This is a genomic window from Calidithermus roseus (assembly GCF_003574095.1).
Taxonomy (GTDB): Bacteria; Deinococcota; Deinococci; order Deinococcales; family Thermaceae; genus Calidithermus; species Calidithermus roseus.
Window position 1 is genome coordinate 1 of record NZ_QWLA01000039.1, and the last position, 26,584, is coordinate 26,584.

A 26,584-nucleotide genomic window follows, 5' to 3' on the forward strand; every position below is an offset into this window, starting at 1 on the left:
CCCATGACCGGCCCCGCCCCGGTCCAGCGGGCCAGTTTTCCCCGCCTGCGCTTCGTGGGTGCTTTTCGCGGGCTCTACCTGCTGGCCGAGGCCGATGACGAGCTCTACGTCATCGACCAGCACGCCGCCCACGAGCGCATCCTCTACGAAGAGCTCTCCCGCCGTTACCGCGAGGAGCCGCCCGTCGAGCTCGAGCACCCCGAACTGCTCAACCTCAGCCTGGGCGAGGAGATGGCCTACCAGGAACGCTCCGAGCAACTCGAGGCGGTGGGGCTGGTGCTCGAGCCCTTCGGCCCAGGCCGTTACCGCATCCGCAGCATCCCCGCTTTTCTGGCCGGACACCCCGCCCTCATCCCCGAGGTGGTCAAGGGGACGCTCGCAGCCCACAGCTTCACCGAGGCCTGGCGCACCGTCCTGGCCCGGCTGGCCTGCTTGCCCGCGATCAAGGCCGGGCACCCCATGGCCGAAGCCCCGGCTCAGGCCCTGCTGGACACCCTGGCCCGCTGTGAGCTGCCCTGGGTCTGCCCTCACGGACGGCCCACGGTGCTGGTGATGAGCGAACTCGAGCTCGCCCGCCGCTTCGGGCGCAGAGGCGTGCGGGCGGTGGAGCGGGTGAACGGGAAGCGGTAAGCCGTCAGCTTGTGGCCCGTAGCCTGTCTAGGGTCAAGGCGTTTGGCGTATTGCGTACGACGTAGGACGTACGACATAAGCTACCGACATGCTTGAGCATTCGCCCCTTCAGCCATTAGCCTAGTCCGGATGCAGAGCGACACTACCGCCCGGCTGCTCATCACCTGCCCCGACCGCCCCGGCATCGTGGCGGCGGTTTCCAATTTCCTCTTCAACCACGGGGCCAACATCACCGCCCTCGACCAGCACTCCACCGACCCCGAAGGCGGCACCTTCTTCATGCGGCTGGAGTTCCAGACGCCGCACCTCGACGTGCCGCGCAGCGTGCTGGGGAGCGCCTTCGCCGAGCGGGTGGCGGCCCGCTTCGAGATGGACTGGCGCATCAGCTACGCCGCCGACCTCAAGAAGGTGGCGATCCTGGTCTCCAAGTACGACCACGCCCTCAACGAACTCTTGTGGCGGCATTCCAATGGGGAGTTGCCCTGTGAGCTCACCCAGGTCATCTCCAACCACCCCGACCTGCGCGCCGAGGTCGAGCGCTTTGGCATTCCCTACCACCACGTCCCCGTCAGCAAGGAGACCAAGGAGCAGGCCGAGGCCGAGATGCTGCGGCTGCTGCAAGGCTGCGACTTGGTGGTGCTGGCCCGTTACATGCAGATCCTCTCGCCCGGCTTCGTGGCCCACTATCCCAACCGCATCATCAACATCCACCACTCCTTCCTCCCCGCCTTCGTCGGGGCCAACCCCTACAAGCAGGCCTACGAGCGGGGCGTGAAGCTGATCGGGGCCACCGCCCACTACGTCACCGAGGCCCTCGACGAGGGGCCCATCATCGAGCAGGACGTGGCACGGGTCTCCCACCGCAACGACGTGGCCGAGCTGGTGCGGCTGGGGCGCGACCTCGAGCGCACCGTGCTGGCGCGGGCGGTGCAGTGGCACCTCGAGGACCGCATCATCGTTCACGGCAACAAGACCGTGGTGTTTGCCTGAGGGTTTGTCCAAATAAAACTGTGGTTTTCAATTGGGCGCATCGATTCGCGTTAGGATGGGGTGTTGACTCGAGCCTTGGAACGGTGCTTTCGTACACAGCGCCTTCATGCCATCTTCACACCGCCTGCCTACTCTCAGAATCAGGAGGAATGAGCATGTCCTTGAAGACTTCTGCCGCGACCTTTGGGGTACTCTCTGTGATCGCCGGAGGGGTGCTGTGGTGGGGGATGACCCGTAGCCAGACCCCCGCTCCCACGACCGCCGCGCCCCAGGCTCAGGTGACACCGCTCAACGAAGCTCAGGGCTACTTGCAAAACGAACAGAACACCATCCAGGTGGTGCAAAACTCCGGTGACGGGGTGGTGTACGTGGCCACCCGCGCCGCTCCCCAGGTAGACATTCAGGACGTGCCGGAGTTTCTGCGCCCCTTCTTCGTCCAGCCGCAGCCTCAGAGCGGGGTGGGTTCGGGCTTCGTGCTCGACGAAGAGGGGAACATCCTCACCAACTACCACGTGATCGAGGGGGCCAGCGAGATCACCATCAAGTTCCACAACAACCCCAAGGAGTACAAGGCCAAGGTCATCGGCACGGCTCCGGCGCTGGACATCGCCTTGGTCAAGGTAGAGGCGCCCGCCGCGCTGCTCAAGCCCATGAAGCTGGGCGATTCCGATGCGCTCAAAGTGGGTCAGAAAGCCATCGCCATGGGCAACCCCTTCGGCCTGGAGTTCACCGTGACCGAGGGCATCGTCTCGGCCATCCGCAAGAACCCCGGCGCGGTGGGTAGCGGAGACGGCTTCGTGCCCAACGTGATCCAGACCGACGCCGCCATCAACCCCGGCAACTCCGGCGGGCCGCTGCTGAACTCGAGGGGCGAGGTCATCGGCATCAACACCGCCATCTACACCAACTCCGGCTTCCTCGGCGGTCAGCCCCAGTCGGCGGGGGTGGGCTTCGCCATCCCCATCAACATCGCCAAGCAGTATCTCCCCGACCTCAAGGCGGGCAAGACGCTGGATGCCAATGCCCTCATCGCCTCGAGACCCCGCCTCGGGGTGACGGTGTTCCCGGTCGCGGGGCTACCCGACAACCTGCGGCGGCGCTATAACCTGCCCGAAACCGGCCTGATCATCGGCAGCGTCGAGCCGGGCGGCCCGGCGGCCAAGGCGGGCTTGCGGGGTTCGCAAAGGACCATTTTCGTGCAGACCCCCGATGGTCGCGGTGAGGAGATCGGCATCGATGGCGACGTGCTGCTCGAGGCCGATGGCCGCTCCCTGAGCGATATCAACGACCTGCGGGCGGTGCTGGGCAGCAAGAAGGCAGGCGAAACCATCGCCCTCAAGGTCTGGCGCTCGGGAAGGACGCTGGAGGTCAAGGTCGCCCCGCAGATCATCACTCCACCCAGCCGATGAATCACCTCTGGCGACGGATGCGCTTCCCATCTGCGCTGTGACATTTGCACCAAATTCGCGTGATCAAATACCCGCCCCTGGTTCAAGGGCGGGTTCAAAATGCTAGGGTAATGAGCCTGGAGACCCTCTGGCAGCAGTCGTGGCAGGAGTTTTACGAAGCGGCGCTCAAGGAACTGCCCGGCTTCGTGCTGCAGCGACTGCAAAACCCCCCCACCGTCGGCGACCACGATGAGGCCATGTTCGACATCCGCGTGACGCTGCTGTTGTGGCCCATCGAGGGGCTCAACGGCTACGTCGACGCCCTGGACGGTTGGATCGCCCGGTGGAATCTGCAAGACCCCACCAGCCAGGAGGCTGATACCTCGGTGTGGCCGCAGGACATCCCCCCTCCTCCGCCCGAGCCGGATGGGGTCTGGGAGGCGGTGCTCCGGCGCGCCCTCGAGCCCGGCTTCGCCGGTTTCGTGGCCGCCGGGGTGCTCAAGCTCATGGCCATGGCCCGCGTGGCCAGCCGCTACACGTCCCAGTAGTCGCCGGGATAGGCCAGCCCCACGGCTCTGGCGAAGGTTTCCAGCCCCAGGCGGTCGGGGGCCTCGAGGTGGTAGCGGAAGTTCCAAAGATAGTGCTGCATCAGGCGCTCGGGCACGCCCAGCCGCTGAGCCTCGGTGCCCGCCACCGCCGCCAGGTTGCCCAGCCCCAGCGAGCGCGCCGCCCGCAGCCGCCGCACGACTTCGGGAGGCGGGGGCTCTGAGCGCCGGGTGGCCCAGACCGCAAACACGAAGGGCAGCCGGGTGCGCTCGTACCACCGCATCGAGAGGTCGCTGACCCACAGAGGTGAGCCCTGGGGCCCGGTGAACTGCCGCGGGACCTGGTGGACCGACTCGGGGATGTGCTGCAGCAAGCCCGCATAGGTGGTGATGGCCCGGTCCCCGATCAAGAGCACCCCGTCGTAGCGCTCCAGCAGTTCCAGGCCCCCCTGCTCGCGGGTGTACTCGGGGCTCAGGCTGTCGGACTCGAGCAGGTATTGCAGCAGCCGCACGCTGGTGGCGCTCTCGGTGGTGAGGGCGATGCGCCGGAGCGCCTGCCAGGGCCGGGTGTGAAAGAGGTTGACCGAGTACACCGGCCCCAGGTCGGCTATGGAAAAGTCGGGCAGGGGGCGCAGCCTTTCGGCATTGGCGAGGTAGAAGTAGGAGGAAACGAGGCTCAGGTCCACACTGCCCTCGAGCAGCCAGCGGTTGAGTTCGGTGGGCACACCGTAGCGGAAGACAATCCCGTTGCCTTCCTCGAGGAAGTGATACAGCGGGGCACTGTTGGCGTAGCGGGGAACGCCGAGCACGTAGTCGGGCATCAAAGACTCCAGGGCGGGCTGACTCAGGTGCGGGCTCTGGCTTCGACCCTGGCTTTCTCCGGCACCAGAGGAAGCTGGTTCCACACCCTGACCACGTTGTAGAAGGCGTCGCGCTCGACGGGCACCCGGCCCGCGCTCTGGATCATCTCCACCATCTTCTGCTTCGACAGGCCCAGCGGGCTGGTGGCTCCGGCGGCGTGGGCGATGTGCTCGTCGATGATGGTACCGTCGATGTCGGAGACGCCCCAGTCCAGCGAGACCTGCACCAAGTCGGAGGAGATCATCACCCAGTAGCCCTTGATGTGGTCGAAGTTGTCGAGGTAGACGCGGGCGACGGCTAGGTTGCGCAGGTCGTCGAGGCCGGTGGTGAACTCCCTCTTGCCCAGGCTCCGGGCGAGGTCGTTGGCGTCGGGTTGGAAGGCCAGGGGGATGAAGGAGTGGAAGCCGCCGGTCTCGTCCTGGAGCTTGCGCAGGCGGTCCATGTGGTCGAGGCGTTCCTCGAGCGTTTCGATGTGCCCGTAGAGCATGGTGGCGTTGGTGCGGATGCCCAGGGAGTGGGCTTCGCGGTGGATCTGAAGCCACTTCTCGGCCTTGACCTTGTTCCTGGCGATCTGGCGGCGCACCCGGTCGGCGAAGATCTCGGCGCCCCCGCCCGGCAGCGCGGCCAGCCCGGCCTCCTTCAACTCGCGCAGCACCTCGAGGGTGGGCTTCTTGGCGATCTTCGACAGGTGCTCGATCTCGGCGGCGGTGAAGGCCTTGACCTGCAGGGTGGGGAAGGCCGCGCGCAGCTTGCTCACCATCTCGGGGTAGTAGCTCCAGGGCCGGTTGGGGTGGTGCCCGCTGGACATGTGCAGCTCGGTGATGCCCGGCTCCCACTTCTCGCGCACTTTCTCCACCACGACATCGGCGTCGTAGTCCCAGGCGTGGGGATCGCCCTTGCGCGCGGCGAAGGCGCAGAAGGTGCAGCCGACGTAGCAGATGTTGGTGAACTCCAGCCGCAGGGAGTGCACGAAGAAAGTCTTGTCGCCGTGCTTGCGCTCGCGCACCAGGTTGGCCAGCCGCATCAGGGTGTTGAGGTCGGGGGTGCGGTAGAGCAGCATCCCCTCCTCGAAGCTCAATCGCTCGCCCCGCTCGACCTTCTCCACGACGGGGAGCAGCTTGGGGTCACGTACCCGCTTCATCGGCTCTAATCCTAGCACTCCCAAATCGTGAAACTTGGTACGTGGGTTACTTAGGACTATGGTCGCTAGCCGATGGCGAAAGGCGGGTAGCCACGACCGGTCTTTCCGTGTTGAGCGTTCGGCTATCGGCTATCAATAACCTGCGCTCCCAGCGTCGAGGGGCGCTCGATGAGGTGGGGTTCGAAGCGCACCTGGCGTGGCTCGAAGCGGCGGTTTTGCAGGCGCTCGAGCAGCAGTTGCGCGGCCCTGGCCCCCATGGCCTCGACCGGTTGGGCCAGCGTCGAGAGCCCGTACTGTGCGGTCCAGGGCTGGCCGTCGAAGCCCAGCAGCCGCACGTCCTGGCCCAGCCTCAGCCCCAGCCGCTCGGCCTCCTCCATCACCCCCAAAGCGATCAGGTCGGCCCCGGCGAAGATGTTGAGGGGGGGGCTGTAGTGGCGTAGGAAGGTCTGCAAGGCCAGGCGTCCCCCCTCGGCGGAGAGGCGGGTGTGGAAGATCTGGTCGGGGTTCACCGTCCTCCGGGCCAACTCGGCCCCCTGCTGAAACCCGGCCCGGCGCTCGGCGAAGACGGTATGGCTGAAGACGCGGTCGATGTCCTCTTCCACGGTGATGAAAAAGAGTTCTCCGGGGAAGCGCGAGAGGTATTCGGCGGCCAGCCTCCCGCCCAGGAGGTTGTCCATGAACACCGAGTCGTAGTTGGGGTTGCGCGCATCGACGAGGACCACGGGCCGGTCGGTAGGGAACTGCCCCCCGGCGAAGTGCTCGGTGAGGTCGTAGGAGGCGACGATGAGGCCGTCGGTCTGGTAGGCCAGGGTGCCCGAGCGCAGGTAGCGCTCCAGGCGCTTGGGGGTGAGGAGGGGAAAGAGCGCCAGGTCGTAGCGCTCCTCGGAGAGGGTGGCCTCGAGGCCCTCGATCAGGCGGATGTAGAACTCCGTCGCCACGAAGGGCAGCAGCACCGAAACCGTGTAGCTGCGCCCCCCCGCCACCCGCCGGGCATGGGGGTTGGGCGCGTAGCCCAGGTGCTCCATGGCCTGCTGTACCTTAGCGCGGGTTTCGGCCCGCACCGAGGGGTGGTTGTTGATTACCCGGCTCACCGTGCCGATCCCGACCCCGGCCATGTGGGCTACTTCGTGTATGGTGGGTTTGCGTTTGGTGCTCGTCACTTTGGGAACCCCTGTCCAGGTTTTGGGGCTAGCTTACGGAGCTTATACTAACACACTGCCTTTGGTCCACGCCTTGCAGAACGGATAAATTTGGAAAATGGACGCGGTACTGGTTGTGCTCGCCTATCTCATCGGTTCCGTACCCTTCGGCATTGTAGCGGGAAAGCTGCGCGGGATAGACCTGACCCAGCGCGACGTTCCTGGCGCCTCGGGCACCTTTCGCCAGCTAGGGCCTGCCTGGGGCCTGGCGGTGGCGGTGCTGGACATCCTCAAGGGCCTGCTAGTGGCTTACCTGAGCACCTTTGCCCACGCTCCCTGGGCCCTGCCGCTAATGGCTACTGCACTGGTAGCCGGACACAACTGGCCGCTCTACTTCGGCTTTCGGGGCGGCGGCGGGATCGCGCCCACTGTTGGCTTTTTTCTGGGGCTGCTCCCGCAACTCACCCTCACGTCCATGGCCCTGGGGCTGGGGGTGGCCGCCTTGTACTGGCAACTCTACTGGAAGCGCGTCCGCCGTGGCGTGTACCCCATCCCGGCGGGAGCCGTGGTGGGTTATCTCTACGCGCTCTTCGCCCTTTGGGGCAAGCCCCAAGCCTTCTGGACTTTACTGCTGGTGAGCGTGGTGGTCGCGGTTCGGGGGGTCAGGATGAGCCAGAGGAAGTGGTAGAGGGCTACAACCCTTGCCTCCGGCTTCCCAGAACCCGCGCTTCGCTGAAGGCGGATGGCTCCACTTTGGGGGTATCATGCGGGTGATGGAGCCCTACCTTCAACTCCTGCGGCACGTCCTCGAGCACGGCACCCTCAAGTCCGACCGCACCGGCACCGGCACCAAGTCGGTGTTCGGTTACCAGATGCGCTTCGATTTGAGCGCGGGCTTTCCGCTATTGACGACCAAGAAGCTGCACGTGAAGTCGATCATCCACGAGTTGCTGTGGTTCTTGCGGGGGGACACCAACATCGCCTACCTCAAGGCCAATGGGGTGAGCATCTGGGATGAATGGGCCGACTCTGACGGCAATTTGGGGCCAATCTACGGCAAGCAGTGGCGCAGCTGGGAGGGGGCCAACGGGGAAACCTTCGACCAGATCGCCTGGGTGGTGGAGGAGATTCGGCGTAACCCCGACTCCCGCCGCCTGGTAGTGAGCGCCTGGAACGTGGCTGACCTACCCCGTATGGCCCTGGCCCCCTGCCACACCCTCTTCCAGTTTTACGTCGCGGGCGGCAAGCTCTCCTGCCAGCTCTACCAGCGCAGCGCCGACGTCTTCCTGGGCGTGCCCTTCAACATCGCCTCCTACGCCCTGCTCACGCTGATGATCGCCCAGGTCACGGGCCTCGAGCCCGGCGAGTTCGTGCACACCCTGGGCGACGCCCACCTCTACCTCAACCACCTCGAGCAGGCCCAGCTCCAGCTCACCCGCTCTCCGCGCCCCCTGCCGCAGATGATCCTCAACCCCCAGCGCAAGCGGCTGGAGGATTTCGTCTACGAGGACTTCACCCTCATAGGCTACGACCCGCACCCCCCCATCAAAGCGCCCGTGGCGGTGTAGCGTGCTCTCGCTCGTCGTCGCTATGGCCGAAAACCGGGTCATAGGCCGCGATAACACTTTGCCCTGGCGGCTGCCCAACGACCTCAAGCGCTTCCGGCGGCTCACCATGGGCCACCCGGTCATCATGGGCCGCAAAACCTACGAGTCTATCGGCAAGCCCCTGCCGGGCCGCACCAACATCGTCGTCACCCGCACGCCTGGCTACTCGGCCCCTGGCTGCATGGTGGTGGGCTCGCTCGAGGCCGCCCTGCGGGTCGCGGAGGCAGCCCCCCACGACCCCGCCAGGCCCCGCGAGACCTTCGTCATCGGCGGCGCCGAGCTTTACGCCCAGGCCCTGCCGCTGGCCGACCGCATCCACCTCACCCTCGTCCACGCCGAGGTCGCGGGCGACACCTTCTTCCCCGCCTTCGACCAAAGTGTCTGGCGCGAGGTCTCCCGCGAACGCCACGAACCCGACGATCAGCACGCCTACGCTTACAGCTTCGTCACGCTCGAGCGCTTTTGAGTCCGCAACCCGCCCTTCGCTCACGGCTGACGACCAGCCGCCCCTTCCGCTAGACTGGCCTCTGTGCGTGTGGTCTTTGCCGAAGACCTCGAGTACTCCCTGGGCGCCCGCGACCTGCTGGAAGGGGTGAGCCTGGAGCTTTACCACGGCGACCGGCTGGCGCTGGTAGGGGCCAACGGCTCGGGCAAGACCACGCTGCTGCGCCTGCTGAGCGGCGAACTCGAGCCCGTGCGCGGGCGGGTGTACAAGCCGGAGGGGATCTACCTCGAGCTGCTCGAGCAAGACCCCCGCTTCGACCCCGAGGATACCGTCGAGAGCGTGCTCAAAAGAGGTTTTGTCCGCCTGGAGCGACTCGAGGTCGAGCTGGAGCGGCTCGAGGCGAATCTGGCCGACCCGGAGGTCTACCACCGCTGGGAGGAGCTACACGAGCGCTTCGAGGCGCTGGGCGGGTACAAACGGCGCTCGAACTATGAATCGGTGCTCAAAGGCCTGCGCTTCGAGGGGCGTGAGGGCGAGCGGGTAGCGGTGCTCTCGGGCGGGGAAGCGCGGCGGCTGGCGCTGGGGGCCTTGCTGCTCTCAGGAGCCGATGCCCTGTTGCTCGACGAGCCGACCAACCACCTCGACCTCGAGATGGTGGACTGGCTGGTGGGCTTCCTGGAGAGCTACGGCGGAGCCACCATCACCATCTCCCACGACCGCAACTTCCTCGACCGGGTCACCCGGCGCGTAGCCTGGCTGCGGCGGGGCAAGCTGCGGCTTTACGAGGGCAATTACTCGGCCTTCCGCGCCCAGCGTGCCGCGCAGGAGGAGCAGGAAGCCCGCGAGTATGCCAACTGGCTCAAAGAGAAACAGCGGCGCGAGGGCATCCTCGAGCAGGCCCGCCGCTGGGCGCCTTCGAGCGCCAAGCACGCCCGCCGGATGCACAGCCTCGAGGCCCGCATGGAGCAGTTCTTGCAGGAGGCCCCGCCTGAACTCGAGGGCCCCGACGCAGCGGTGCGCATGCACTTCCCCATCGAGTCCCCCGGCCCCGAGCGGGTGCTGGAGGCCACCCACCTGCGCAAGGGCTTCGCGGGGCGAAAGCTTTTCGATATCGAGAAGTTGTTGGTCTCGAGGGGTGAGCGCATCGCGGTGATCGGCCCCAACGGCGCGGGCAAGAGCACTTTGGTCAAGGTGCTGCTGGGCCAGCTCCCCTCCGACGACCCCGCCGGGCGCATCCGCACCGGGCCGGGCGTTCGGGTGGGCTACTACGACCAGAAGCTCTCCGGCTTCGACCCCGAACTCACCCTCTTCGAGACGCTCTACCGCATGCTGGGGGAGAAGGCCCACGCCGCGCTGGGGGCCTGGATGTTCCCCTATGAGGCCCAGTTCAAGCAGGTGGGCAACCTCTCGGGCGGGGAGCGGGCCCGGCTGGCCCTGCTCTCGCTCTCGCTGCAACAGGCCAACCTGCTGGTGCTCGACGAGCCCACCAACCACCTCGACCTCCAGACCGTCGAAGCCCTCGAGCAGGCCCTGCTGGCCTACGAGGGCACGCTGCTGCTCATCTCGCACGACCTGTTCTTCCTCGACCGGCTCGCCACCCGCACCTGGCACCTCAGGGGCGGACAATTCGACGACTATCCCGCGCCCCCCGGTGAGTACCTCGAGCGCCGCAAGGTCATGGTGCTTCCCGAGCTCGCCCGCCCCGCCGAGCCCCCGGCTCCAAAGCCCCAGCCCAGGCGCGAGAAGAGCCGCTGGCACCTCGAGCGCGAGCGAGAGCGGCTCGAGGCCACCATCACCGAACTCGAGGCCCAGCTTCGTGCCCTGCACGCCGAGGCCAACCAGACGGGCCTGAGCCCCCAGGACTACGCCCGCATCGCGGCCCAGGAAGCCGAGATTCACCAACAGCTCGAGGCCCTCTACGCCCGCTGGGGTGAGCTGGCGGATGTGTAGTTAGGCCATCCTTTTCATCCTCATCTGCTAAGGTGGAGGACTGAGAGGGCGGCAGGCCCTCCAGAGGCGACGTGCATGCGTGTGGTGCGATGGGTTTTACTCTTTGCCGTCCTGGCGGGGCTGGGTTGGCTGTACAAAACGGTTTCGGCGATCGCGGGGCATGTTCCCCCGGCCACCCTGCTGCGGATCGTGCAGAAGCCGCAGGACTTCTTTTGGGGCAGGGAACGGGTCAACGTGCTGATCGTGGGCAAGGACTACAACCGCGACTCGCGCGGCATGCCCTACACCAAGAACGCCCGCGCCGACACCATCATGCTGCTCTCGCTCGACCTGGCGAAGCGTCAGGCCGCAGCCGTCTCGGTGCCCCGCGACACCTACGTGGTGGCCCCCGACGGCATCGGCGGCAAGATCAACGGCACCTTCAGCCGGGGCGGGGTCGAGCTTTTGAAGCAGACCCTCGAGCACACCTTCGACCTCACCATCGACCATCACGTCGTCATCAAGGACACCGCCATCAAGAACATCGTCGATGCCTTAGGCGGGGTGTGGGTCGAGACCATCGACGAGATGCACTACGACGACAACTGGGGCAACCTGCACATCCACCTGCCCAAGGGGCGGCAGTTCATCGACGGCGAGCAGGCGGTGGGCTTCGTGCGCTTCCGCGAGGTCAACACCTACAAGCTCGACCGCTGGGGCAACCGCGTCCCCATCTACCCGGTTAGGCACTCCAAGGAAGAGGGCGACATCCGCCGCACCGAGCGCCAGCAGCAACTCCTGCGCGCCATGGCCCAACAGGCCATGACCCCGCAGAACCTGCTGCGCCTCGAGGCCATCGCCGAGGTGGTCTTCCAGGAGGTCGAGACCGACCTCTCGAGGCCCCAGGTCATGGCCCTGGGGGTGCGCTTCGGGCGCTCGGGGCTGCGCGACCTGCAAAGCACCACCCTTCCCGGCCAGGGAGGCTACTACGGTGGGGTCTACTACTACAACCTCGACCGCCAGCGCTCCCAGGCCCTGGTGGACTGGCTCTTGAAGGGCGAGGAGGAGGCCGGGCGGCGGCTGGTGCGACTGAGCGTGTACAACGCCTCGAGATTGGGCGGGGTGGCGCGGGCCACGGCGAGCCGCCTGGAGCAGCAGGGTTACCGCGTCCAGCGCACCGACACCGCTGCCCGGCCCAGCGAGGTCTCGAGGGTGATTTACAAGCAGGCCGCCTTCGAGGGGCGAGCCAGGGAAATCCAGCAGCTCCTGGGCATCGGCGAACTCCAGAAAGACCCCGAATACCCCGAGGAGGCCGACGTGATCGTGCTGATCGGCAGCGACCTGGGGCAGCGGATGCTGGCGTGGGGGCAGTAGGATTGTCGAGGGTCTAGAGACTGGTAGGAAAGCAACCGAAACGAAGGCAGGCGGTTATCTTTTTGAATCCGGTATAAGGTCCTACGTCGTACGCGAGAGGCAAAATGCCCTAGGGGTGGGCACAAGGCCCACCCCTACCATCGACTATCGGTTATCGGTCCTCTCTACCCCTCAGCCGCGGTGGTGGGCTCGGGGGCCTTCTGGGTTTCGGCCAGGATTTCGCGTACCCGCTGGCCCAGGATGGTTTCGTTTTGCAGCAGCTCCTCGGCTACCTTGTGCACGGCCTCGGCGTGCTCCTGCAGCACCAGCTTGGCCCGGTCGTAGGCCTTGTCGAGGATGTGCTCGATGTCCTGGTCGATGAGGCGGGCGGTCTCTTCGGAGTGGTCCTTTTTGCGGGCGATCTCCTCGCCCAGGAAGATCGGGCCGGAGTCGGAGCCCCAGGCCAGGTTGCGGAAGTGCTCACCCATGCCCCAGTCCAGCACCATCTGCTTGGCTAGCTGGGTGGCGCGCTTGAAATCGTCGGCGGCTCCGGTCGAGATCGAGCCGATGAAGGCTTCCTCGGCGGCGCGTCCGGCCAGGGTCATGGCCAGGGTGTCCTCGAGGTACTCCTGTTTCATCAAGATGCGCTCCTGGGGCATGCTCCAACGCACTCCCAGCGCCATGCCGCGCGGCACGATGGAGACTTTCTCGGTCTTGTCAGCGTGGGGCAGCACCTCGCCCACGATGGCGTGACCGGCCTCGTGGTAGGCCACGGCCCGCTTCTCCTCGGGCGAAAGCCGCAGGGAGCCGCGCTCGAGGCCCAGCACCACCTTGTCCAGCGCCAGGCGGAAGTCCTCCATGGTGACTTGGGTTTTGCCGCTGCGGGCGGCTTGCAGGGTGGCCTCGTTGACCAGGTTCTTCAGGTCGGCCCCGCTGAAGCCGGGGGTGATCTGGGCGAGTTCGGTGGGCTCGACGTCGGGGGCGATGGGCTTGCCGCGCATGTGCACCAGCAGGATCTCCTTGCGCTCCTCGAGGGTCGGCAAGCCAATGATCACCTGCCGGTCGAAGCGGCCAGGCCGCAGCAGGGCCTGGTCGAGGATGTCGGGCCGGTTGGTCGCGGCCAGCACGATCACGCTGGTGTCCTTCTCGAAGCCGTCCATCTCGGAGAGGATCTGGTTGAGGGTCTGCTCGCGCTCGTCGTGGCCCCCGCCGATCCCCGCGCCCCGCTTGCGGCCAATGGAGTCGAGCTCGTCGATGAAGATGATGGCCGGAGCGCTGCGGCGGGCCTCGTCGAACAGCGAACGCACCCGGCTGGCCCCCACCCCCACGAACATCTCCATGAACTCCGAGGCCGAGACCGAGAAGAAAGGCACCCCGGCCTCCCCGGCCACCGCGCGCGCCAGCAGGGTCTTGCCGGTCCCCGGCGGCCCCACCAGCAGCACGCCCTTGGGGATCTCGGCCCCGATGCCGATGTACTTCTGGGGGTTCTTGAGGAAGTCCACGACTTCCATCAGCTCGCGCTTGGCCTCGATGTGGCCGGCCACGTCCTTGAAGGTGGTGTTGACCCGGCGTTCCTTGCCGTACTGGCGAGCGCGGCTCTGGCCAAACTGCATCACCTGGCCCGCTCCGCCCTGGGCGCGCATGAAGAAGAAGTACCAGAAGCCGATCAAGAGCAGGATGGGCAGGAAGCTGAGCAGGAGCTGGGGCCAGATCGAGTCCTCGCGCGTGAAGACCCGCACTCCCTGCTCCCTGAGTAGGGGAATCAGGTTTTGATCCGCGAATTCACGGGGGACTGAAGGCAGGCTGAAACGGCGCTCGACCACCGAGCGGCCACCGAGCTCGATACGCTCGGGGGCCTTGAACTCGCCCGAGATGCGCCCGTTCTGGAGCACCACCGATTGCACCTTGCCCTGTTCGACAAAGCTGAGGAACTCACTATAAGAAAGCGTGGCCCGGCTGCTGTTGCCGCCAAACTGACTGAACAGCCAGTAGCCCAGCAGCAACACGATGACAATGGTCCAGGGATTGATGCGTGTGGACAACGTAACCTCCTAAGGAACAATGGTACTCCAGTCCGGCATGAGGAATGGGTTCTGGCATTCGGAACCCCTGCATAAGGCGATGCTCCCGAAGATGTCACCCCCATCCCTTTGCCCTCGGCCCCCAGCGTGTTATCGTGCCCCTGATGCAGCGGGTGTTACAGGCACTGTACCAAGGGGATTACGACACCGCCTTCGAGGTGATGGTGCGTGCCCTGACCTTTGCTCAGGGCAATGAGGCTGCCGAGGCTGCCTTGTTGCTGGCTGAAGCTTACACGCTCTATGGCGAGGGCGGCGTCGAGGGGGTTTACCGGGCCCTCGAGCACGGCGCCAGCGCCGTTCCCACTTTGCAGGAAGACCCTTTGTTCCGCGCTTTGCTGGCCGAGGCGCGCGCACTCGAAGGAGCGCCCGAGGACCAGATCCGGCCCCTGCTCGAGCCAAGCGAGGATGCGCGGGTGCGCTTCCACCAGGCCCAGACCCTGCTCTACCTCGGCGTGCCCGAGGAGAGCATCACCCTGCTCAGCCAGGACCTCGAGCTGCCGCCCTTCCTGGCCTGGCGGGCCCAGAACCTGCTGGGCAAGGCCCACGAGCGCATGGGACAGCCCGCCCAGGCTGCCGAAGCCTACCGCCGTGCAGCCGAGCTGTCGGTGGGCATGGAGCGCTACTGGAACCTCCTCGACGCGGGGGCCATGTTCGTCGAGGCGGGTCAGGGCCAGGAGGCGCTGGAGGTGCTGGAGGAGGCGGTGAGCTACCTCTCCGAGGCCGAGGGCCTCGACCCCTCGCTCGAGGACCCCGAGGACGCCGCCACCCGCTACTACCTCACCGCCCGGGCCCAACTGCTGCTGGGCAACCCCGGCTTGGCCCTCGAGGCCATCCAGCGGGCCCGGCTGCTGGAGGAGGCCGGAGCCGAGCGCGCCCACGGCACCCCGCTGGTACAGGGGCAGGCCCTGATGCAACTGGGCCAGTACGCCGAGGCCATGCAAGCCTTCCACGAGGCCGTCGAGCGCTCCGAGGGCACCGACCGCACCTATGCCCTGCATGAACTGGGTGTGGCGGCCCTCGACGCGGGCGACCTGGAGCAGGCCGAATCCGCCCTGCGCCAGGTGATCCGCGACCCCGACTACGACTACCCCGGCGAGGCCCTGGGCGACCTGGCCGAGGTGCTCTACCGCCAGTCGCGTTACAGCGAGGCCGAGGAGGCAGCGCGGGGGGCGCTGGAGGAGGGGGCTCTGGCCGCCGGCCACATCATCCTGGGCCACCTGGCCTACGACCTGCTCAACTTCCAGGAAGCCCTCAAGCACTACCGCGAGGCCGTGGCCGAGGCCCCCGAGGGCAGCCGTGACTGGATCACCGCCCAGGAGATGATCGTAGACACCCTGGCCCAGATGGGCTACGAAAACCCCGCCGAGATGCTCTCGCGCAGCCACGAGGTGCTGCCCTACCTCACCGAGGCCGACGAGTGGCACCAGACCCTCACCGCCTACGCCGAGCGGGCGCGGGGCATGCTGGGCGGGCGGACGCTGAATTAGCCCTGCGCCTCACTTCCGCCCGTAGTCCGCTGGGTTCTCCCCCCAGGCCTCGGTGTCCCACTTGAGCACCTGGTTGGGGTAGCTGTGGCTTGCCAGCCAGGCTTCGGCTCGAGCCAGCCGCTCGAGCAGCAGCGGGTTCAAGCGCTCGGGGTTTTTAGGGTTGGCTTTTTTGTCGCGCAGCCAGGCCAGGGCGATCTTCGAGTCGGTGTAGATGGGGCGGGGATCGTGCTTCTTCACGCACAGGGCCAGGATTTCCACCAGGGCCAAGAACTCACCGACGTTGTTGGTGCCTGCGTCGTAGGGGCCCCTGGCGAAGACGATCTCCCGGCTTCGTGTGTGGACGCAGCGGTACTCGAGCACCCCCGGATTGCCGCTGCAAGCGGCGTCCACGCTGTAGCTGTCCCAGATGGGCGAGTTGCTGAGGATGCGCCGGGGGGAATCTGCCCTAGGCGTAGCGGCGCCAGCCGCTCCCAGTCGGGAATCTGCCTTAGGCGTAGCGGCGTCAGCCGCTCCCGGTCGGGAATCTGCCTTAGGCTTCCTGCCGATGTGCTCGTGGGGGTTGCCCGCGAAGGCGGCGCGGGCGGCCTCGAGGCTCTCGAAGGCCATGTACTTGGCTCCGGCGTAGCCCTTGACCTGAGCCTCGGCGGCGCTCCAGGTGTCGAAAATACCCTTCTGACGGCCCTCCCACACCACGTAATACTTATTCTTCTTTGACATGATTCTATTCTACTGGTTCGAAGGCCCTGGCAAACTGCTCCCTGACCACTCGCTCGAGCCCCTCCACCACCTTGCTGTAGCGCTCGAGCAACTCCTGGGCCTGGGGCGTGAGCTGGCTACTCCCGCCGCTCTCGCCGCCCGAGTGCTTGTATAGCAGGGTGAAGCCCAGCCGCTCCTCGGCTTCGCGCACCTGGTCCCAGGCTTTGCGGTAGCTCATCCCGATGTGGCGGGCGCCTTCCTTGAGGTTGCCCTGCTGCGCCACGGCCAGGAGCAGACGATACAGCCCAGGCCCCATCAGGTATTTGCCTTCCGGGGTCTCGAGCCAGAACTTCACTCGAGGTCGCATAACCCCAGTCTACGCGGGACGGCTCGCGAGCACTCGCCCTGGCATATATAGGGTCCGTACAATCTGAACATGGTAAATACCCTGCCCCGGCGTTCAGAGTTGCCCAGAGAACAGACCTGGAACATCGAAGCTCTTTTTGCCTCGAGCGAGGAGTGGCAGAGAGCCCTGGAAGCCGTGCTGGCCTCGGTGAGCGAGCTCGAGCCCTTCAAGGGGCGGTTGGGGGAGTCGGCGCAGGTGCTCTTGCAGGCGTTGCAGACTCGCGACCGGCTCCAGCTCGAGGCGGGCAAAGTGCTCATGTACGCCAGCCTCAACCACTCCACCGATGGCTCGGACCCCCTCTACACCACCATGCTCACCCAGGCCAGGGCAGCTGTGGCCCGGCTGGGAGCGGCGGCGGCCTACATCGAGCCCGAAATCCTCGGCATCCCGGTGCAGCGCCTGGAGCAGTGGATGCAGGCCGAGCCGCAACTGGCGATCTACCGGCACTATTTCGAGGGTTTGCAGACCCGCAAGCCCTTCGTCCGCAGCGGCGAGGTCGAGGCTGTGCTGGCGGAGGTGAGCGACCCCCTGGCCGGACACAGCGCCACTGCGTCCGCCGCCACCAACGCCGACATGACTTTCAGACCCGTAGAGCACGCCGGGCAGACCTTCCCGCTAGCCCACGCCACGGTGGGCGAGCTGCTCATTCATCCTGAGCCCGCGGTGCGCAGGGCGGCCTGGGAGGCCTACGCCGATGGGCACCTGGCCTTCAAGAACACCCTGGCCTCGACCCTACAGGGCAGCATCAAGGCCTACGCCTTCCAGGCCAGGACCCGTGGCTACAAGAGCAGCCTCGAGATGGCGCTCTCCGTGAGCCGCACCGTGGACAACATCCCCCGCGCGGTCTTCGACAACCTGCTGGCCATCTTCCAGGCCAACCTCCCCACCTGGCACCACTTCTGGCGGCTGCGCAGGAAGGCCATGGGCGGCAGACTGCACACCTACGACGTGCCCATCTACGACTCGCCCGTCCCCATCGCCCAAAGCCCCAAGGTCACCTTCAGCGAAGCCTGCGAGATCATCTGTCGGGGCATGGAGCCTTTGGGGAAGGAGTACGTCGAGCCCATGCGCCGAGGGTTGTTCGAGGAGCGCTGGGTGGACTGGGGCCAGAACCAGGGCAAGCGGGCCGGGGCCTACTCCTCGGGGGTGAAGGGCACCTTCCCCTACATCTTCATGAGCTGGAGCGACGACCTCTACTCCCTGAGCACCCTGGCTCACGAGCTAGGCCACTCCATGCACTCTTACTTCACCCGTAACACCCAGCCCATCATCTACGCCCGCTACAGCCTGTTCATCGCCGAGGTGGCCTCCAACTTCAACCAGGCCATGGTGCGCTCCATGCTGCTGCGCGAGGCCAAAGACCCCGCCTACCGGCTGGCGGTGCTCGAGGAGGCCTTCTCCAACTTCCACCGCTACCTCTTCGTCATGCCCACCCTGGCCCGCTTCGAGCTCGAGCTCTACGAGCGCATCGAGCGGGGTGGGGCCATCACCGCGCCCTTCCTCATCGAGCGCCTGGCCGAACTCTTCAGCGAGGGCTATGGCGGCGAGGTAGAGATCGATAAAGAGCGGCTGGGCGCGGGCTGGATGAACTTCTCCCACCTCTACAGCCCCTTCTACGTCTACCAGTACGCCACCGGCATCGCCGCCGCCAACGCGCTGGCGCGGGACGTGCTCGAGCATGGTGAGTCCGCTGCCCGGCGCTACCTGGACTTCCTCAAAGCGGGCGACTCGGTCTACCCCCTCGAGGCCCTCAAGATCGCCGGCATCGACATGACCAGCCCCGAACCGCTGGAGCGCGGCTTCGGGGTGCTCAGGAGCATGGTGGACGAGTTCGAGGCGCTGGTGAGCTGAACCCGTGAACCCGTATGCAATGCTAGCGGCTGCCTTTGGGCTTGATCAGGATGATGTTGAGCGGGGTCTTGCTGGCGGACATGGGCGCAGGACCGGGCAGGGTGTAGGGGTCGGCGGCGCTGTAGTTGACGCTGTAGCCGAGGTCTTCCATCGAGCCGATGGTGACCTTGCTCAAAGGGTTGGCTCCGCTGTCGAGGAAGCCAGTCATGATCTCGTTGTTGAAGACGCTCTCGCGCCAGTGGCTATCGCGGGTTCCAGACCCGCCGGTGTTTTCGACGGGCACGTTGCCGCTGCCGCCCAGGGCCTGCCACTCGCGCACCGCGTTGGTGCCAAGGAAGGTCGGGTTAGGGGTGCCTGCGCCTGAGAGCAGGCTGCGGTTATAGTTCCATAGCGTGCCAATCCCCAGCACGTGGCCCATCTCGTGGAAGATGACCTCGTCGAGTTGACCGCTGGCCTCGAGGCTCGCCAGGTCGGCGGAGTCGAACTCCATGATGCCGTAGACGGTGAGGTCGTTGGAGTTTCGGGTCAGGCATGGCCCCGCATAGCCCAGGATGCCCCCGGGCCCGTCGATGGAGACCACCGCCGCGTCGATGAGGATGTCATCGACTGAGCCGCTGAAGGCGGGGAAGCCGCTGGCGCAGGCGTTGGCTGGGAAGTTGAGGTTGATGCTGGCGAAGCCCTGGGTGATGACCTGCTGCCACCGGGCCGCTGCTGCGTTGAAGGCGACTTGCTGGCTGGGGGTGGGGGTGCCGGTGAAGCGCAGGGTGATGTCGTAGGGGTCGCCAGAAGGGGGGGTTTGCGGACAGGCGGTGAGCACCAGTACCAGACCAATACCGAGAAGCACCAGCGGAATGCGCTTCATTGGCTCCTCCTCATGCTAAGGATAGCAAAAACCTCAAATGGGTCATGAGGGAGGCTTTGAGTTCTTCTTCAGCGCTTGAGGTTCTCGAGATCGAAACTGGTTTTGATGATGGGGCTCGAGAGCACCACCGCGGTGCGGGTGCCGCCGAAGGTGCCCAGCCGCTGGATGATTTCCTGAAGGTGCTGCACCGAGCGGGCCACCACCCGCATGACGTAGGAGGAATCGCCGGTCACGAAGTAGCTCTCGCGGATTTCGGGGGTCTGCTCGCAAAAAGCCAGGACCTGCGGGTAGCGGCTGGGCGGGGCCGAGAGTTCGATGAGGGCGGTGATGCCATAGCCCAGGGCCTCGAAGTTCAGCCGTACCCCGTAGCCCTCGATGATTCCGGCGTCCTCGAGCCGCCGCACCCGCTCGGTCACGGCGGGCACACTCAGGCCCACCCGGCGGCTGAGCTCGCTGTAGGACAGCCGGCCATCCTGCTGCAACTCGCGCAGGATGGCCAGATTGGTGGCGTCGAGGAGCTTGCTTGAATCGTAAGGCACGAGGGGAATTATACCTAACGATCTAAACCGAGTTAGCCCAATTCACGGATCTTCTGCATTCAAAACCGCGATATCGGGCTCTAAACTCTAGGAAAAACGAGGAGGAAGCTATGATTGTCGGAGTGCCCAAGGAGATTAAGACCCTGGAAAACCGCGTTGCCCTTACCCCTGGCGGCGTGGAAAGCCTGGTGCGGCGGGGGCACAGGGTGCTGGTGCAGCGAGGCGCTGGGGTGGGTTCGGGCCTTTCTGATGCGGAATACGAGGCTGCCGGGGCTCAGATGGTCTCGGCTGAGGAGGCCTGGGCTGCTCAGATCGTGGTCAAGGTCAAGGAGCCCATCGCCGAAGAGTACAAGTACTTGCGCAAGGATTTGCTGCTGTACACCTACCTCCACCTGGCTGCCGATGAGCCCTTGACGCGGGCTTTGCTGGCGGGTGGGACCACTGCCATCGCCTACGAGACGGTACAGCTCGAGGACGGCTCCCTGCCCCTCCTGACGCCCATGAGCGAGGTGGCCGGGCGCATGGCGCCCCAGGTGGGCGCGGCGGCGCTCGAGAAACCCCACGGCGGGCGTGGCGTGCTGCTGGGTGGGGTGCCTGGCGTGGCTCCGGCCAGCGTGGTGATCATCGGCGGGGGCGTGGTGGGCACCAACGCCGCCAAGATTGCCCTGGGCATGGGTGCCCAGGTGACCATCCTGGACGTCTCCAAACCCCGACTGCAATACCTCGACGATGTCTTCGGCGGGCGCGTCATCACCCTGGCTTCTACCGAGGCCAACATCAAGAAATCCATTCAGCACGCTGATCTCCTGATCGGTGCGGTGCTCATTCCCGGTGCCAAGGCTCCCAAGCTGGTCAGGCGCGACATGCTGCCTACCATGAAGGAAGGCTCGGTCATCGTGGACGTGGCGGTAGACCAGGGCGGCTGTGTAGAGACCATTCGCCCCACCACCCACAAAGACCCCACTTACGTGGTGGACGGCGTGGTGCACTATGGCGTCGCCAACATGCCCGGCGCCGTCCCCCGCACCAGCACCTTCGCGCTGACCAACGAGACCCTGCCCTACCTGCTGCAACTGGCCGAGGAGGGCCTCGACGCCCTGCGCCACAACGCCGCTTTGCGCAGGGGCCTCAACACCCACCAGGGCAAGCTCACCTACAAAGGCGTGGCCGAGGCTTTTGGCTTGCCCTATACGCCTGCGGAAGAGGCGCTGGCCTAATTGCCATCCGGATGCGGGGCCATGCCCAGGTGCAGCACGTAGCGCTCGGGCCCCTGGCGCTTGTGGTAGCGCTGGAAGAGCTCCCAGAGTTCGTTTTGTAGGGTCTTGGCATCCTCGCGGGTGAGGTGCAGTCCGGCAGTCCACAGGCTGAGCACGGCAGGCTCGTCCTTATCGAGGACCTTTGGGCGTACCTTCTCGTGGCTCGAGCCGAAGATCATCAGACCGTGCTCGTTGAGGTAGACCATCAGATGGTCGCGGTACTTCGGCAGTTTGCGGGTGCGCTCTAGGCCCTCCTGCAACTGCCGCGACCAGAACACCGCGCTCTCGAGGTCCTCGAGCATGCGGGGTGGGATCAGCTCGAGGGGCACCTTGAAGCCTAGCGCAGTGGCCCGGTAGCGCTTGATGGGCCGCCCGCGCCGGGCTTCCAGGCTCACGACCTCGAGCAGTCCCGCCTCCACCATCTGCTCGACCCGGTAGTGCAGCGTCTGCAAGGGCACCTTGAGGATTTCGGCGGCCTCCTTGACCGACAGCTCGGCTTTCATGAACGGCTTGAGCCACAAAGCGATGTCGGGATCGGCCAGGATGCGTGCTGCCAGGGGGTTCCTGACCTCGAGCATCGAGGGGATTTCCACAGTCGCAGTCATGTTCTTACTCTACTCTACGTGCTGGCTTTTGATCCGAGTAGAAGGCCACTAACCTATGGCACGTCCGGGCACTGTCGAGGGCGCCTGCGTCTGGGTTCGTATGCGGAATTTTAGAGCACCCACCGGTCTTCCCGGATTCACCCTGGTGGCCTTGGGGCAACTGGTCTCCATCCTGGGCTCCGAGATGAGCCAGTTTGGGCTGATGCTGTGGGCCTACGAGCAGACCGGCCTGGCGACCTCGCTGGCCCTGCTCGGCTTCTTCCATTTCCTGCACCTGATCGTGGTCTCGCCCTTCGCCGGAGCGCTCGTCGATCGCAGCCACCGCAAGCTGATGATGATGCTCTCCGACTTGGGTTCGGCTTTCGCCACCCTGATGGTCTTCGGGCTCTACCTCGGCGGGAGCCTGCAAATCTGGCACCTCTACCTGGCCGCGGCCATCACCGGAGCTTTCCACGCCTTCCAGTGGCCCGCCTTCTCGGCGGCCATCAGCACCATGGTGCCCAAGGAGCACTATGGGCGGGCCAACGGCCTGATGGCCCTCAGCGAGTCGGTGGCGGGGATTGGCGCGCCCATCCTGGCGGCGGTCCTCTACGGCCTGATCGGCGTTGGAGGGCTTTTGGCCATCGATTTGGTGAGCTTCTTGGTGGCCCTGGCTGCCCTGCTGGCGGTGAAGGTGCCTCAGCCCAGGCAGAGCGCGGCGGGACTCGAGGGCCGGGGGAACCTGCTGCAAGAGGCAGCCTACGGTTTTCGCTACATCTTCGCCCGGCCAAGCCTTCTGGGCTTGCAGACGACCTTCCTCCTGCTCAACCTCTTCGCCACCTTTGGCCAGTCGGTTCTGCCGGCCATGATCTTGAGCCGCACCGCCAACGACGAAACCGTGCTGGGCATCGTCCGCACTGCCGCCGGGATTGGAGGGGTGCTGGGCGGTCTGCTGCTTTCGACCTGGGGCGGCCCCAGGCGCAAAGTGCATGGCGTGTTGCTGGGGATGGTGGTCTCGAGCCTCTCCGGCAGCGTGCTGATGGGGCTGGGGCAGGGCGTGGCGGTGTGGGCGCTGGCCAGCTTCATCGCTCTGATGACTATTCCCATCCTCAACGGCTCCAACCAGGCCATCTGGCAAGCGAAGGTACCCCCGGACGTGCAGGGCAAGGTCTTCTCGGCCCGGCGCATGATCGCCTGGGTTGCCAACCCCCTCGCCATGCTGCTGGCGGGCCCGGTGGCCGATGAGCTCATGACCCCGGCCATGATGCCCGGAGGGGCGCTGGCGGGCACCTTCGGCGGCCTGGTGGGCACGGGACCGGGCGCAGGCATCGCCCTGATGCTGGTGTTCACCGGCATCCTAGGCGCGCTGGTGGGCCTGGGAGGCTACCTATTCCCGGCGGTGCGTGACGCCGAAAGCTTGTTGCCCGACCACAACCACTCCCCGCCCGCCGACGAAGTCTCGGCCTCGCTCGAGGCCCCCGCCGCCCCGGCCCTCTGAAGCCTCCGGCCTGCTCGAGCATGCGGTATCCCAATTGCTCCCGGCCCATTATGCTTCTACCGTATTAGCGGCTAAACTATAGGGGTGGAACTCTACTTGGGCACTGGCGGTTATTCCAACGAGGACTGGGTGGGCCTGATTTACCCACCCGAGGCCAAAAAAGACCAGTGGCTCTCCATCTACGCCCAACACTACAATGCCGTCGAGCTCAACTCTTCCTTCTACAACATCCCCGGCGTGCGGGCTTTCGAGGGCATGCTGAAGAAGAGCGGAGGCCGGGTGCACTGGAGCGTGAAGATTCACCAGAGCATGACCCACGAACTCAACGCCACCGACGAGGACTACAAACGCCTGTTCGAGTCGGTGGCTCCGCTGCGCAATGCGGGTGTGCTGGGGCCTTTTTTGGCCCAGTTTCCCCAGCGTTTCCACCGCACCCCCGAAAACCGCAAGTACTTCGCAGCCCTGGCCGAGCGCTTCCGCGACCGGGCCCTGGCGCCGGGCGGCTTGGCCGTGGAGTTTCGCCACCACTCCTGGGATAACGACGAGGTGCGCGAAGCCTTCAAGAAAGCGGGATTAATCTGGGTCAGCACCGATTATCCCCCGCTGCCGGGCCTGCCCAAAAACCAGCTCCACGTCACCGGCGAGATCGTCTACGTGCGGCTCTCTGGGCGCAACAAGGAGAAATGGTACGAGGGCAAGGACCAGGCCGAGCGCCACGACTACCGCTACAGCCGGGAGGAACTGGCCTTCTGGGTGCAGTCGCTGGCCGAGGCCCGCGAGCAGGAGGACATCACCCAGGCGTGGTTCATCTTCAACAACACCACCAAGGGGCACGCCCTGGAGAACCTGCGGATGTTGCGGGAACTGCTGGGGGAAGCCGGACTGTAGGAGACTACCTCGCCAGCGCTTGGGCCAGGTCAGGGCGTCGGGCTCCCCTGTAGGTCTTCTGGTAATAGGGCGTGGAGAGCCCCTCGATCACCACCCGGCTGGCGTAGCTGTTGGCGTGCGCGAAGACGCCCCGGCCTAAGTAGATGCCCACGTGGTCGATCTCCTTGCCGCCGAAGCTGAAGAAGATCAGGTCGCCCTGGCGCAATTCGCCCGTGACCTCGGGCAGGGCGGCGTACTGCTCGCGGCTGGTGCGGGGCAGGCGCACGCCGATATCGGCATACACGCGCTGGACGAAGGCCGAGCAGTCGAGGGTGCTGTCGGAGTTAGCGCCGTACTTGTAGACCAGGCCCAGGTACTTGAGGATGGCGGGCATCAGGGGGTGGTTGGGGTCGTACTCGAGCGCGCTGGGCTCGTCAGGCTTGGGCGTGGGCTGCGCGGTGGGTTCGGCGGCCTTTGCTTCCTCAGAACGCAGCCTGAGCACCTGGCCCACAGAAAGCGTCGGGGGGTTGAGCCCGTTGAGCGTGACCAGCACCTCGACGGTGGTGCCGAAGCGGCGGGCGATGGAGTAGAGGGTATCGCCGCGCTGGACGGTATAGGTGGCCTGCGAGGGGGGAGGGGTGGTGTTCTCCTGAGCCAAGATGAAAGCCTGAGTACACAGTGCCGCGCCCAGGAGCCAGGGGAGCAGGGCTTTGGCTTTCATCAAGCCGAGTGTAGCATAGCCTCTGCACTCCCCACCTGAAATTTGCTTTACCCTCGCGCTTCGTCGAGGGGTTCCTGGCTGGCTTTGGGCTCGGGCGCGCGTTCGGCCCAGGTGATGCTGGGGCGCAGGAAGAGGGGGGCCAACAGGGTGGTGCCCACCACCATGAACAGCACCAGGGCGTATTCTTCCTCGTTGACCGCGCCTGCCGCCAGGCCCAGCGCCGCCACGATCAGGCCCACCTCGCCACGGGGGGCCATGCCCACACCCACCACCACCGCCCGGCGGAAGCCCTGGGAGAGTGCACCCAGGAAGCCCCCCAGCAGCTTGCCCAGCAGGGCGATAAGAAGCACCATACTGCCGTAGAGCAGGATGCTGGCGCTGGCTAAGGCGGAGAGCTCGAGCCGCACCCCCACCATGGCGAAGAAGATGGGAGCCAAAAAGCTTTCGATGGCCTGGACGGGTTCTTCCAGGTGCAACTCCTCGCGCACCTCGGCCAGCAGCATCCCGGCCAGGAAGGCCCCCACGATGGGCGCGAGCCCGATGGTGGCGGCCAGCGAGGCCAGCCCGATGCCCACCAGCAGGGCGAAGCCGAAGGGGCTGCCCACCGGCAGGGCATGAAAGGGGATGCGCCGTACCAGCGGCACCAGCAGCACGGCGCTGCCCACGAAGACCACCGAGAGCAGGGTGATGCGCAAGGCGGTGCCCAGCTCGAGCGTCCCGCTCTGGGCCACCCCATTGACCACCGCCAGTACGATCAGGCCTAGCACGTCGTCGATCACCGCTGCGCCCAGGATGATGCGGCTATAGGCCCGCGAGAGCACGCCCAACTCCTGCAAGACCCGGGCGGTGATGCCCACGCTGGTCGCCACCAGCGCGGTGCCCAGGAACAGCGAGGGCAGTTGATCGAAACCGATGGCCAGCCCGAAGAAGTAGCCCCCCACGAAGGGGAAAGCCACGCCCAGCACCGCCACCAGAAAGGCTTCCCTGCCCACGGCCAGGATGTCACGCAGGCGGGTCTCCAGCCCCACCATGAACAGCAAAAAGATCGCGCCGAGTTCGGCCATGAACTCCAGGATTTCGCCCTCGTGTGCCAGGCCCAGCAAAGCCGGTCCCACCAACACCCCGGCCAGCACCTCGCCGATGACGGCGGGCTGGTTGAAGCGGCGAAACAGCCAGCCCATGAACTGCGCGGCCAGCAGCAGAAAAAACACCTCGAGCAGATGCCCTGCCCCGTGCATCTAAGCCCCCCTCTGCACGAACAGCCGCAGGAAGTCGCTGCGGGTGAGGGTGCCCAGCAGGTGGTTCTGGGCGTCCACCACCAGCACCCGGCGGTACTGCTGGCCCTCCAGCATGCGGGTGAGGGCGGTCTCGAGTGAGTCCTCAGGGCGCACCGTGGCCACCTCGGTGCGCATGACCTGGCGTACTGGAATCCTGGCGTAGTGGGCATAGATCTTCTCGATGGAACCCGGATCCACCCACTCCCCGAAAAGCCGCAGGGCTTGCACGGTAGAGAAAGGCACGTTCTCGGGCTTGGGCAGCAGGTCGTCGATCTCCAGCAGCCCGATCAATTGGCCTGTTTCGTTGACGACCGGAAGCCCTCCGAGCCCGTGCTCGAGCATCCGCTCCGCCGCCACGATCAGCGGCTCATCGCCCCGGACGGTGTAGGGTCGAGGCTTCATCAACTCCTTGACTTGCATGTGGGCATTCT

At 65.8% G+C, this 26,584-nt stretch carries 25 protein-coding genes and 1 pseudogene; 14 read left to right on the top strand and 12 right to left on the bottom strand.

Annotation, left to right across the window (positions count from 1 at the left end; all coding sequences use genetic code 11):
- From Mrose_RS10515 to Mrose_RS10530, 4 genes and pseudogenes are all read left to right on the top strand, one after another.
- Positions 1-630: pseudogene (locus Mrose_RS10515) on the top strand (DNA mismatch repair endonuclease MutL); the annotation flags it as partial.
- 129 nt (positions 631-759) lie between these two features.
- Positions 760-1,620 carry a formyltetrahydrofolate deformylase gene (gene purU, locus Mrose_RS10520; RefSeq protein ID WP_119278057.1) on the top strand — a complete coding sequence of 287 codons (861 nt, stop codon included), beginning with the start codon at positions 760-762 and terminating at the stop codon, positions 1,618-1,620.
- 155 nt (positions 1,621-1,775) lie between these two features.
- Entirely contained in the window at positions 1,776-3,029 is a 1,254-nt protein-coding gene (locus Mrose_RS10525; RefSeq protein ID WP_182482766.1) for a S1C family serine protease, read from the top strand.
- Positions 3,030-3,139: 110 nt separating this feature from the next.
- The gene (locus tag Mrose_RS10530) at positions 3,140-3,556 is read left to right on the top strand and encodes a hypothetical protein (protein WP_119278060.1); all 417 of its coding nucleotides are present in this window, start codon (positions 3,140-3,142) and stop codon (positions 3,554-3,556) included.
- Here Mrose_RS10530 and Mrose_RS10535 read toward each other — a convergent pair.
- The 3 genes from Mrose_RS10535 to Mrose_RS10545 form a co-directional block, all read right to left on the bottom strand.
- Entirely contained in the window at positions 3,541-4,374 is an 834-nt protein-coding gene (locus tag Mrose_RS10535; protein ID WP_119278062.1) for a menaquinone biosynthetic enzyme MqnA/MqnD family protein, read from the bottom strand. The genes Mrose_RS10530 and Mrose_RS10535 overlap by 16 nt on opposite strands.
- Positions 4,375-4,397: 23 nt before the next feature.
- Positions 4,398-5,555, bottom strand: coding sequence for an aminofutalosine synthase MqnE (gene mqnE / locus Mrose_RS10540; protein ID WP_119278064.1), 1,158 nt, complete (start codon positions 5,553-5,555; stop codon positions 4,398-4,400).
- Between the two features lie 122 nt (positions 5,556-5,677).
- On the bottom strand, positions 5,678-6,715 hold the full coding sequence (locus Mrose_RS10545; protein WP_119278066.1) for a LacI family DNA-binding transcriptional regulator: 1,038 nt from the start codon (positions 6,713-6,715) through the stop codon (positions 5,678-5,680).
- Between the two features lie 97 nt (positions 6,716-6,812).
- Between Mrose_RS10545 and Mrose_RS10550 the strand changes: the two genes are divergently transcribed.
- The 5 genes from Mrose_RS10550 to Mrose_RS10570 all read left to right on the top strand — a co-directional run bounded on the left by Mrose_RS10550 (position 6,813) and on the right by Mrose_RS10570 (position 12,049).
- Positions 6,813-7,382 (top strand): glycerol-3-phosphate acyltransferase, encoded by a 570-nt coding sequence (locus Mrose_RS10550; RefSeq protein WP_119278068.1) that lies wholly within the window; start codon positions 6,813-6,815, stop codon positions 7,380-7,382.
- Between the two features lie 85 nt (positions 7,383-7,467).
- Positions 7,468-8,262 (top strand): thymidylate synthase, encoded by a 795-nt coding sequence (locus Mrose_RS10555; protein WP_119278070.1) that lies wholly within the window; start codon positions 7,468-7,470, stop codon positions 8,260-8,262.
- A 1-nt stretch (position 8,263) separates the two neighbouring features.
- On the top strand, positions 8,264-8,767 hold the full coding sequence (locus Mrose_RS10560; protein ID WP_119278071.1) for a dihydrofolate reductase: 504 nt from the start codon (positions 8,264-8,266) through the stop codon (positions 8,765-8,767).
- A 63-nt stretch (positions 8,768-8,830) separates the two neighbouring features.
- Positions 8,831-10,696, top strand: coding sequence for a ribosomal protection-like ABC-F family protein (gene abc-f / locus Mrose_RS10565; protein WP_119278073.1), 1,866 nt, complete (start codon positions 8,831-8,833; stop codon positions 10,694-10,696).
- A gap of 75 nt (positions 10,697-10,771) precedes the next feature.
- Positions 10,772-12,049, top strand: coding sequence for an LCP family protein (locus tag Mrose_RS10570; protein WP_119278075.1), 1,278 nt, complete (start codon positions 10,772-10,774; stop codon positions 12,047-12,049).
- A 164-nt stretch (positions 12,050-12,213) separates the two neighbouring features.
- On the opposite strand, the gene ftsH is transcribed toward Mrose_RS10570, so the two are convergent.
- Positions 12,214-14,070: an ATP-dependent zinc metalloprotease FtsH gene (ftsH, locus tag Mrose_RS10575; protein WP_119278076.1), complete on the bottom strand. Its 1,857-nt coding sequence runs from the start codon at positions 14,068-14,070 to the stop codon at positions 12,214-12,216.
- A gap of 143 nt (positions 14,071-14,213) precedes the next feature.
- Between ftsH and Mrose_RS10580 the strand changes: the two genes are divergently transcribed.
- Positions 14,214-15,596 (top strand): tetratricopeptide repeat protein, encoded by a 1,383-nt coding sequence (locus Mrose_RS10580; protein ID WP_119278078.1) that lies wholly within the window; start codon positions 14,214-14,216, stop codon positions 15,594-15,596.
- A gap of 9 nt (positions 15,597-15,605) precedes the next feature.
- Here Mrose_RS10580 and Mrose_RS10585 read toward each other — a convergent pair whose 3' ends face one another.
- The gene (locus Mrose_RS10585; RefSeq protein WP_245969828.1) at positions 15,606-16,313 is read right to left on the bottom strand and encodes a ribonuclease H1 domain-containing protein; all 708 of its coding nucleotides are present in this window, start codon (positions 16,311-16,313) and stop codon (positions 15,606-15,608) included.
- A 4-nt stretch (positions 16,314-16,317) separates the two neighbouring features.
- Positions 16,318-16,659 (bottom strand): winged helix-turn-helix domain-containing protein, encoded by a 342-nt coding sequence (locus tag Mrose_RS10590; RefSeq protein WP_119278080.1) that lies wholly within the window; start codon positions 16,657-16,659, stop codon positions 16,318-16,320.
- Positions 16,660-16,728: 69 nt separating this feature from the next.
- Here Mrose_RS10590 and pepF point away from each other — a divergent pair, with 69 nt between their 5' ends.
- Positions 16,729-18,549 carry an oligoendopeptidase F gene (gene pepF / locus Mrose_RS10595; RefSeq protein WP_119278082.1) on the top strand — a complete coding sequence of 607 codons (1,821 nt, stop codon included), beginning with the start codon at positions 16,729-16,731 and terminating at the stop codon, positions 18,547-18,549.
- A gap of 22 nt (positions 18,550-18,571) precedes the next feature.
- Here the strand turns inward: pepF and Mrose_RS10600 are convergent, their stop codons facing one another.
- Together Mrose_RS10600 and Mrose_RS10605 are read right to left on the bottom strand one after the other, a co-directional pair.
- Entirely contained in the window at positions 18,572-19,411 is an 840-nt protein-coding gene (locus Mrose_RS10600) for a leishmanolysin-related zinc metalloendopeptidase (protein WP_119278084.1), read from the bottom strand.
- 68 nt (positions 19,412-19,479) lie between these two features.
- Positions 19,480-19,950, bottom strand: coding sequence for an Lrp/AsnC family transcriptional regulator (locus tag Mrose_RS10605; protein ID WP_119278086.1), 471 nt, complete (start codon positions 19,948-19,950; stop codon positions 19,480-19,482).
- 110 nt (positions 19,951-20,060) lie between these two features.
- Here Mrose_RS10605 and ald point away from each other — a divergent pair, with 110 nt between their 5' ends.
- Positions 20,061-21,167 carry an alanine dehydrogenase gene (ald, locus tag Mrose_RS10610; RefSeq protein WP_119278088.1) on the top strand — a complete coding sequence of 369 codons (1,107 nt, stop codon included), beginning with the start codon at positions 20,061-20,063 and terminating at the stop codon, positions 21,165-21,167.
- On the opposite strand, the gene Mrose_RS10615 is transcribed toward ald, so the two are convergent.
- On the bottom strand, positions 21,164-21,811 hold the full coding sequence (locus tag Mrose_RS10615; protein WP_119278090.1) for a winged helix-turn-helix domain-containing protein: 648 nt from the start codon (positions 21,809-21,811) through the stop codon (positions 21,164-21,166). The two genes, ald and Mrose_RS10615, sit on opposite strands and share 4 nt — an antisense overlap.
- A gap of 100 nt (positions 21,812-21,911) precedes the next feature.
- Here Mrose_RS10615 and Mrose_RS10620 point away from each other — a divergent pair, with 100 nt between their 5' ends.
- Positions 21,912-23,288, top strand: a complete 1,377-nt coding sequence (locus Mrose_RS10620; protein WP_119278092.1) for an MFS transporter — start codon at positions 21,912-21,914, stop codon at positions 23,286-23,288.
- A gap of 84 nt (positions 23,289-23,372) precedes the next feature.
- The gene (locus Mrose_RS10625) at positions 23,373-24,176 is read left to right on the top strand and encodes a DUF72 domain-containing protein (protein WP_119278094.1); all 804 of its coding nucleotides are present in this window, start codon (positions 23,373-23,375) and stop codon (positions 24,174-24,176) included.
- A gap of 4 nt (positions 24,177-24,180) precedes the next feature.
- On the opposite strand, the gene Mrose_RS10630 is transcribed toward Mrose_RS10625, so the two are convergent.
- Genes Mrose_RS10630 through Mrose_RS10640 form a run of 3 tightly spaced genes read right to left on the bottom strand, consistent with a single transcriptional unit; the run spans position 24,181 to position 26,573 of the window.
- Entirely contained in the window at positions 24,181-24,876 is a 696-nt protein-coding gene (locus tag Mrose_RS10630) for a C40 family peptidase (protein ID WP_119278096.1), read from the bottom strand.
- A 47-nt stretch (positions 24,877-24,923) separates the two neighbouring features.
- Positions 24,924-26,114, bottom strand: a complete 1,191-nt coding sequence (locus tag Mrose_RS10635; protein WP_119278098.1) for a cation:proton antiporter — start codon at positions 26,112-26,114, stop codon at positions 24,924-24,926.
- Positions 26,115-26,573 (bottom strand): CBS domain-containing protein, encoded by a 459-nt coding sequence (locus Mrose_RS10640; protein ID WP_119278100.1) that lies wholly within the window; start codon positions 26,571-26,573, stop codon positions 26,115-26,117.
- Positions 26,574-26,584 lie beyond the last annotated feature (11 nt).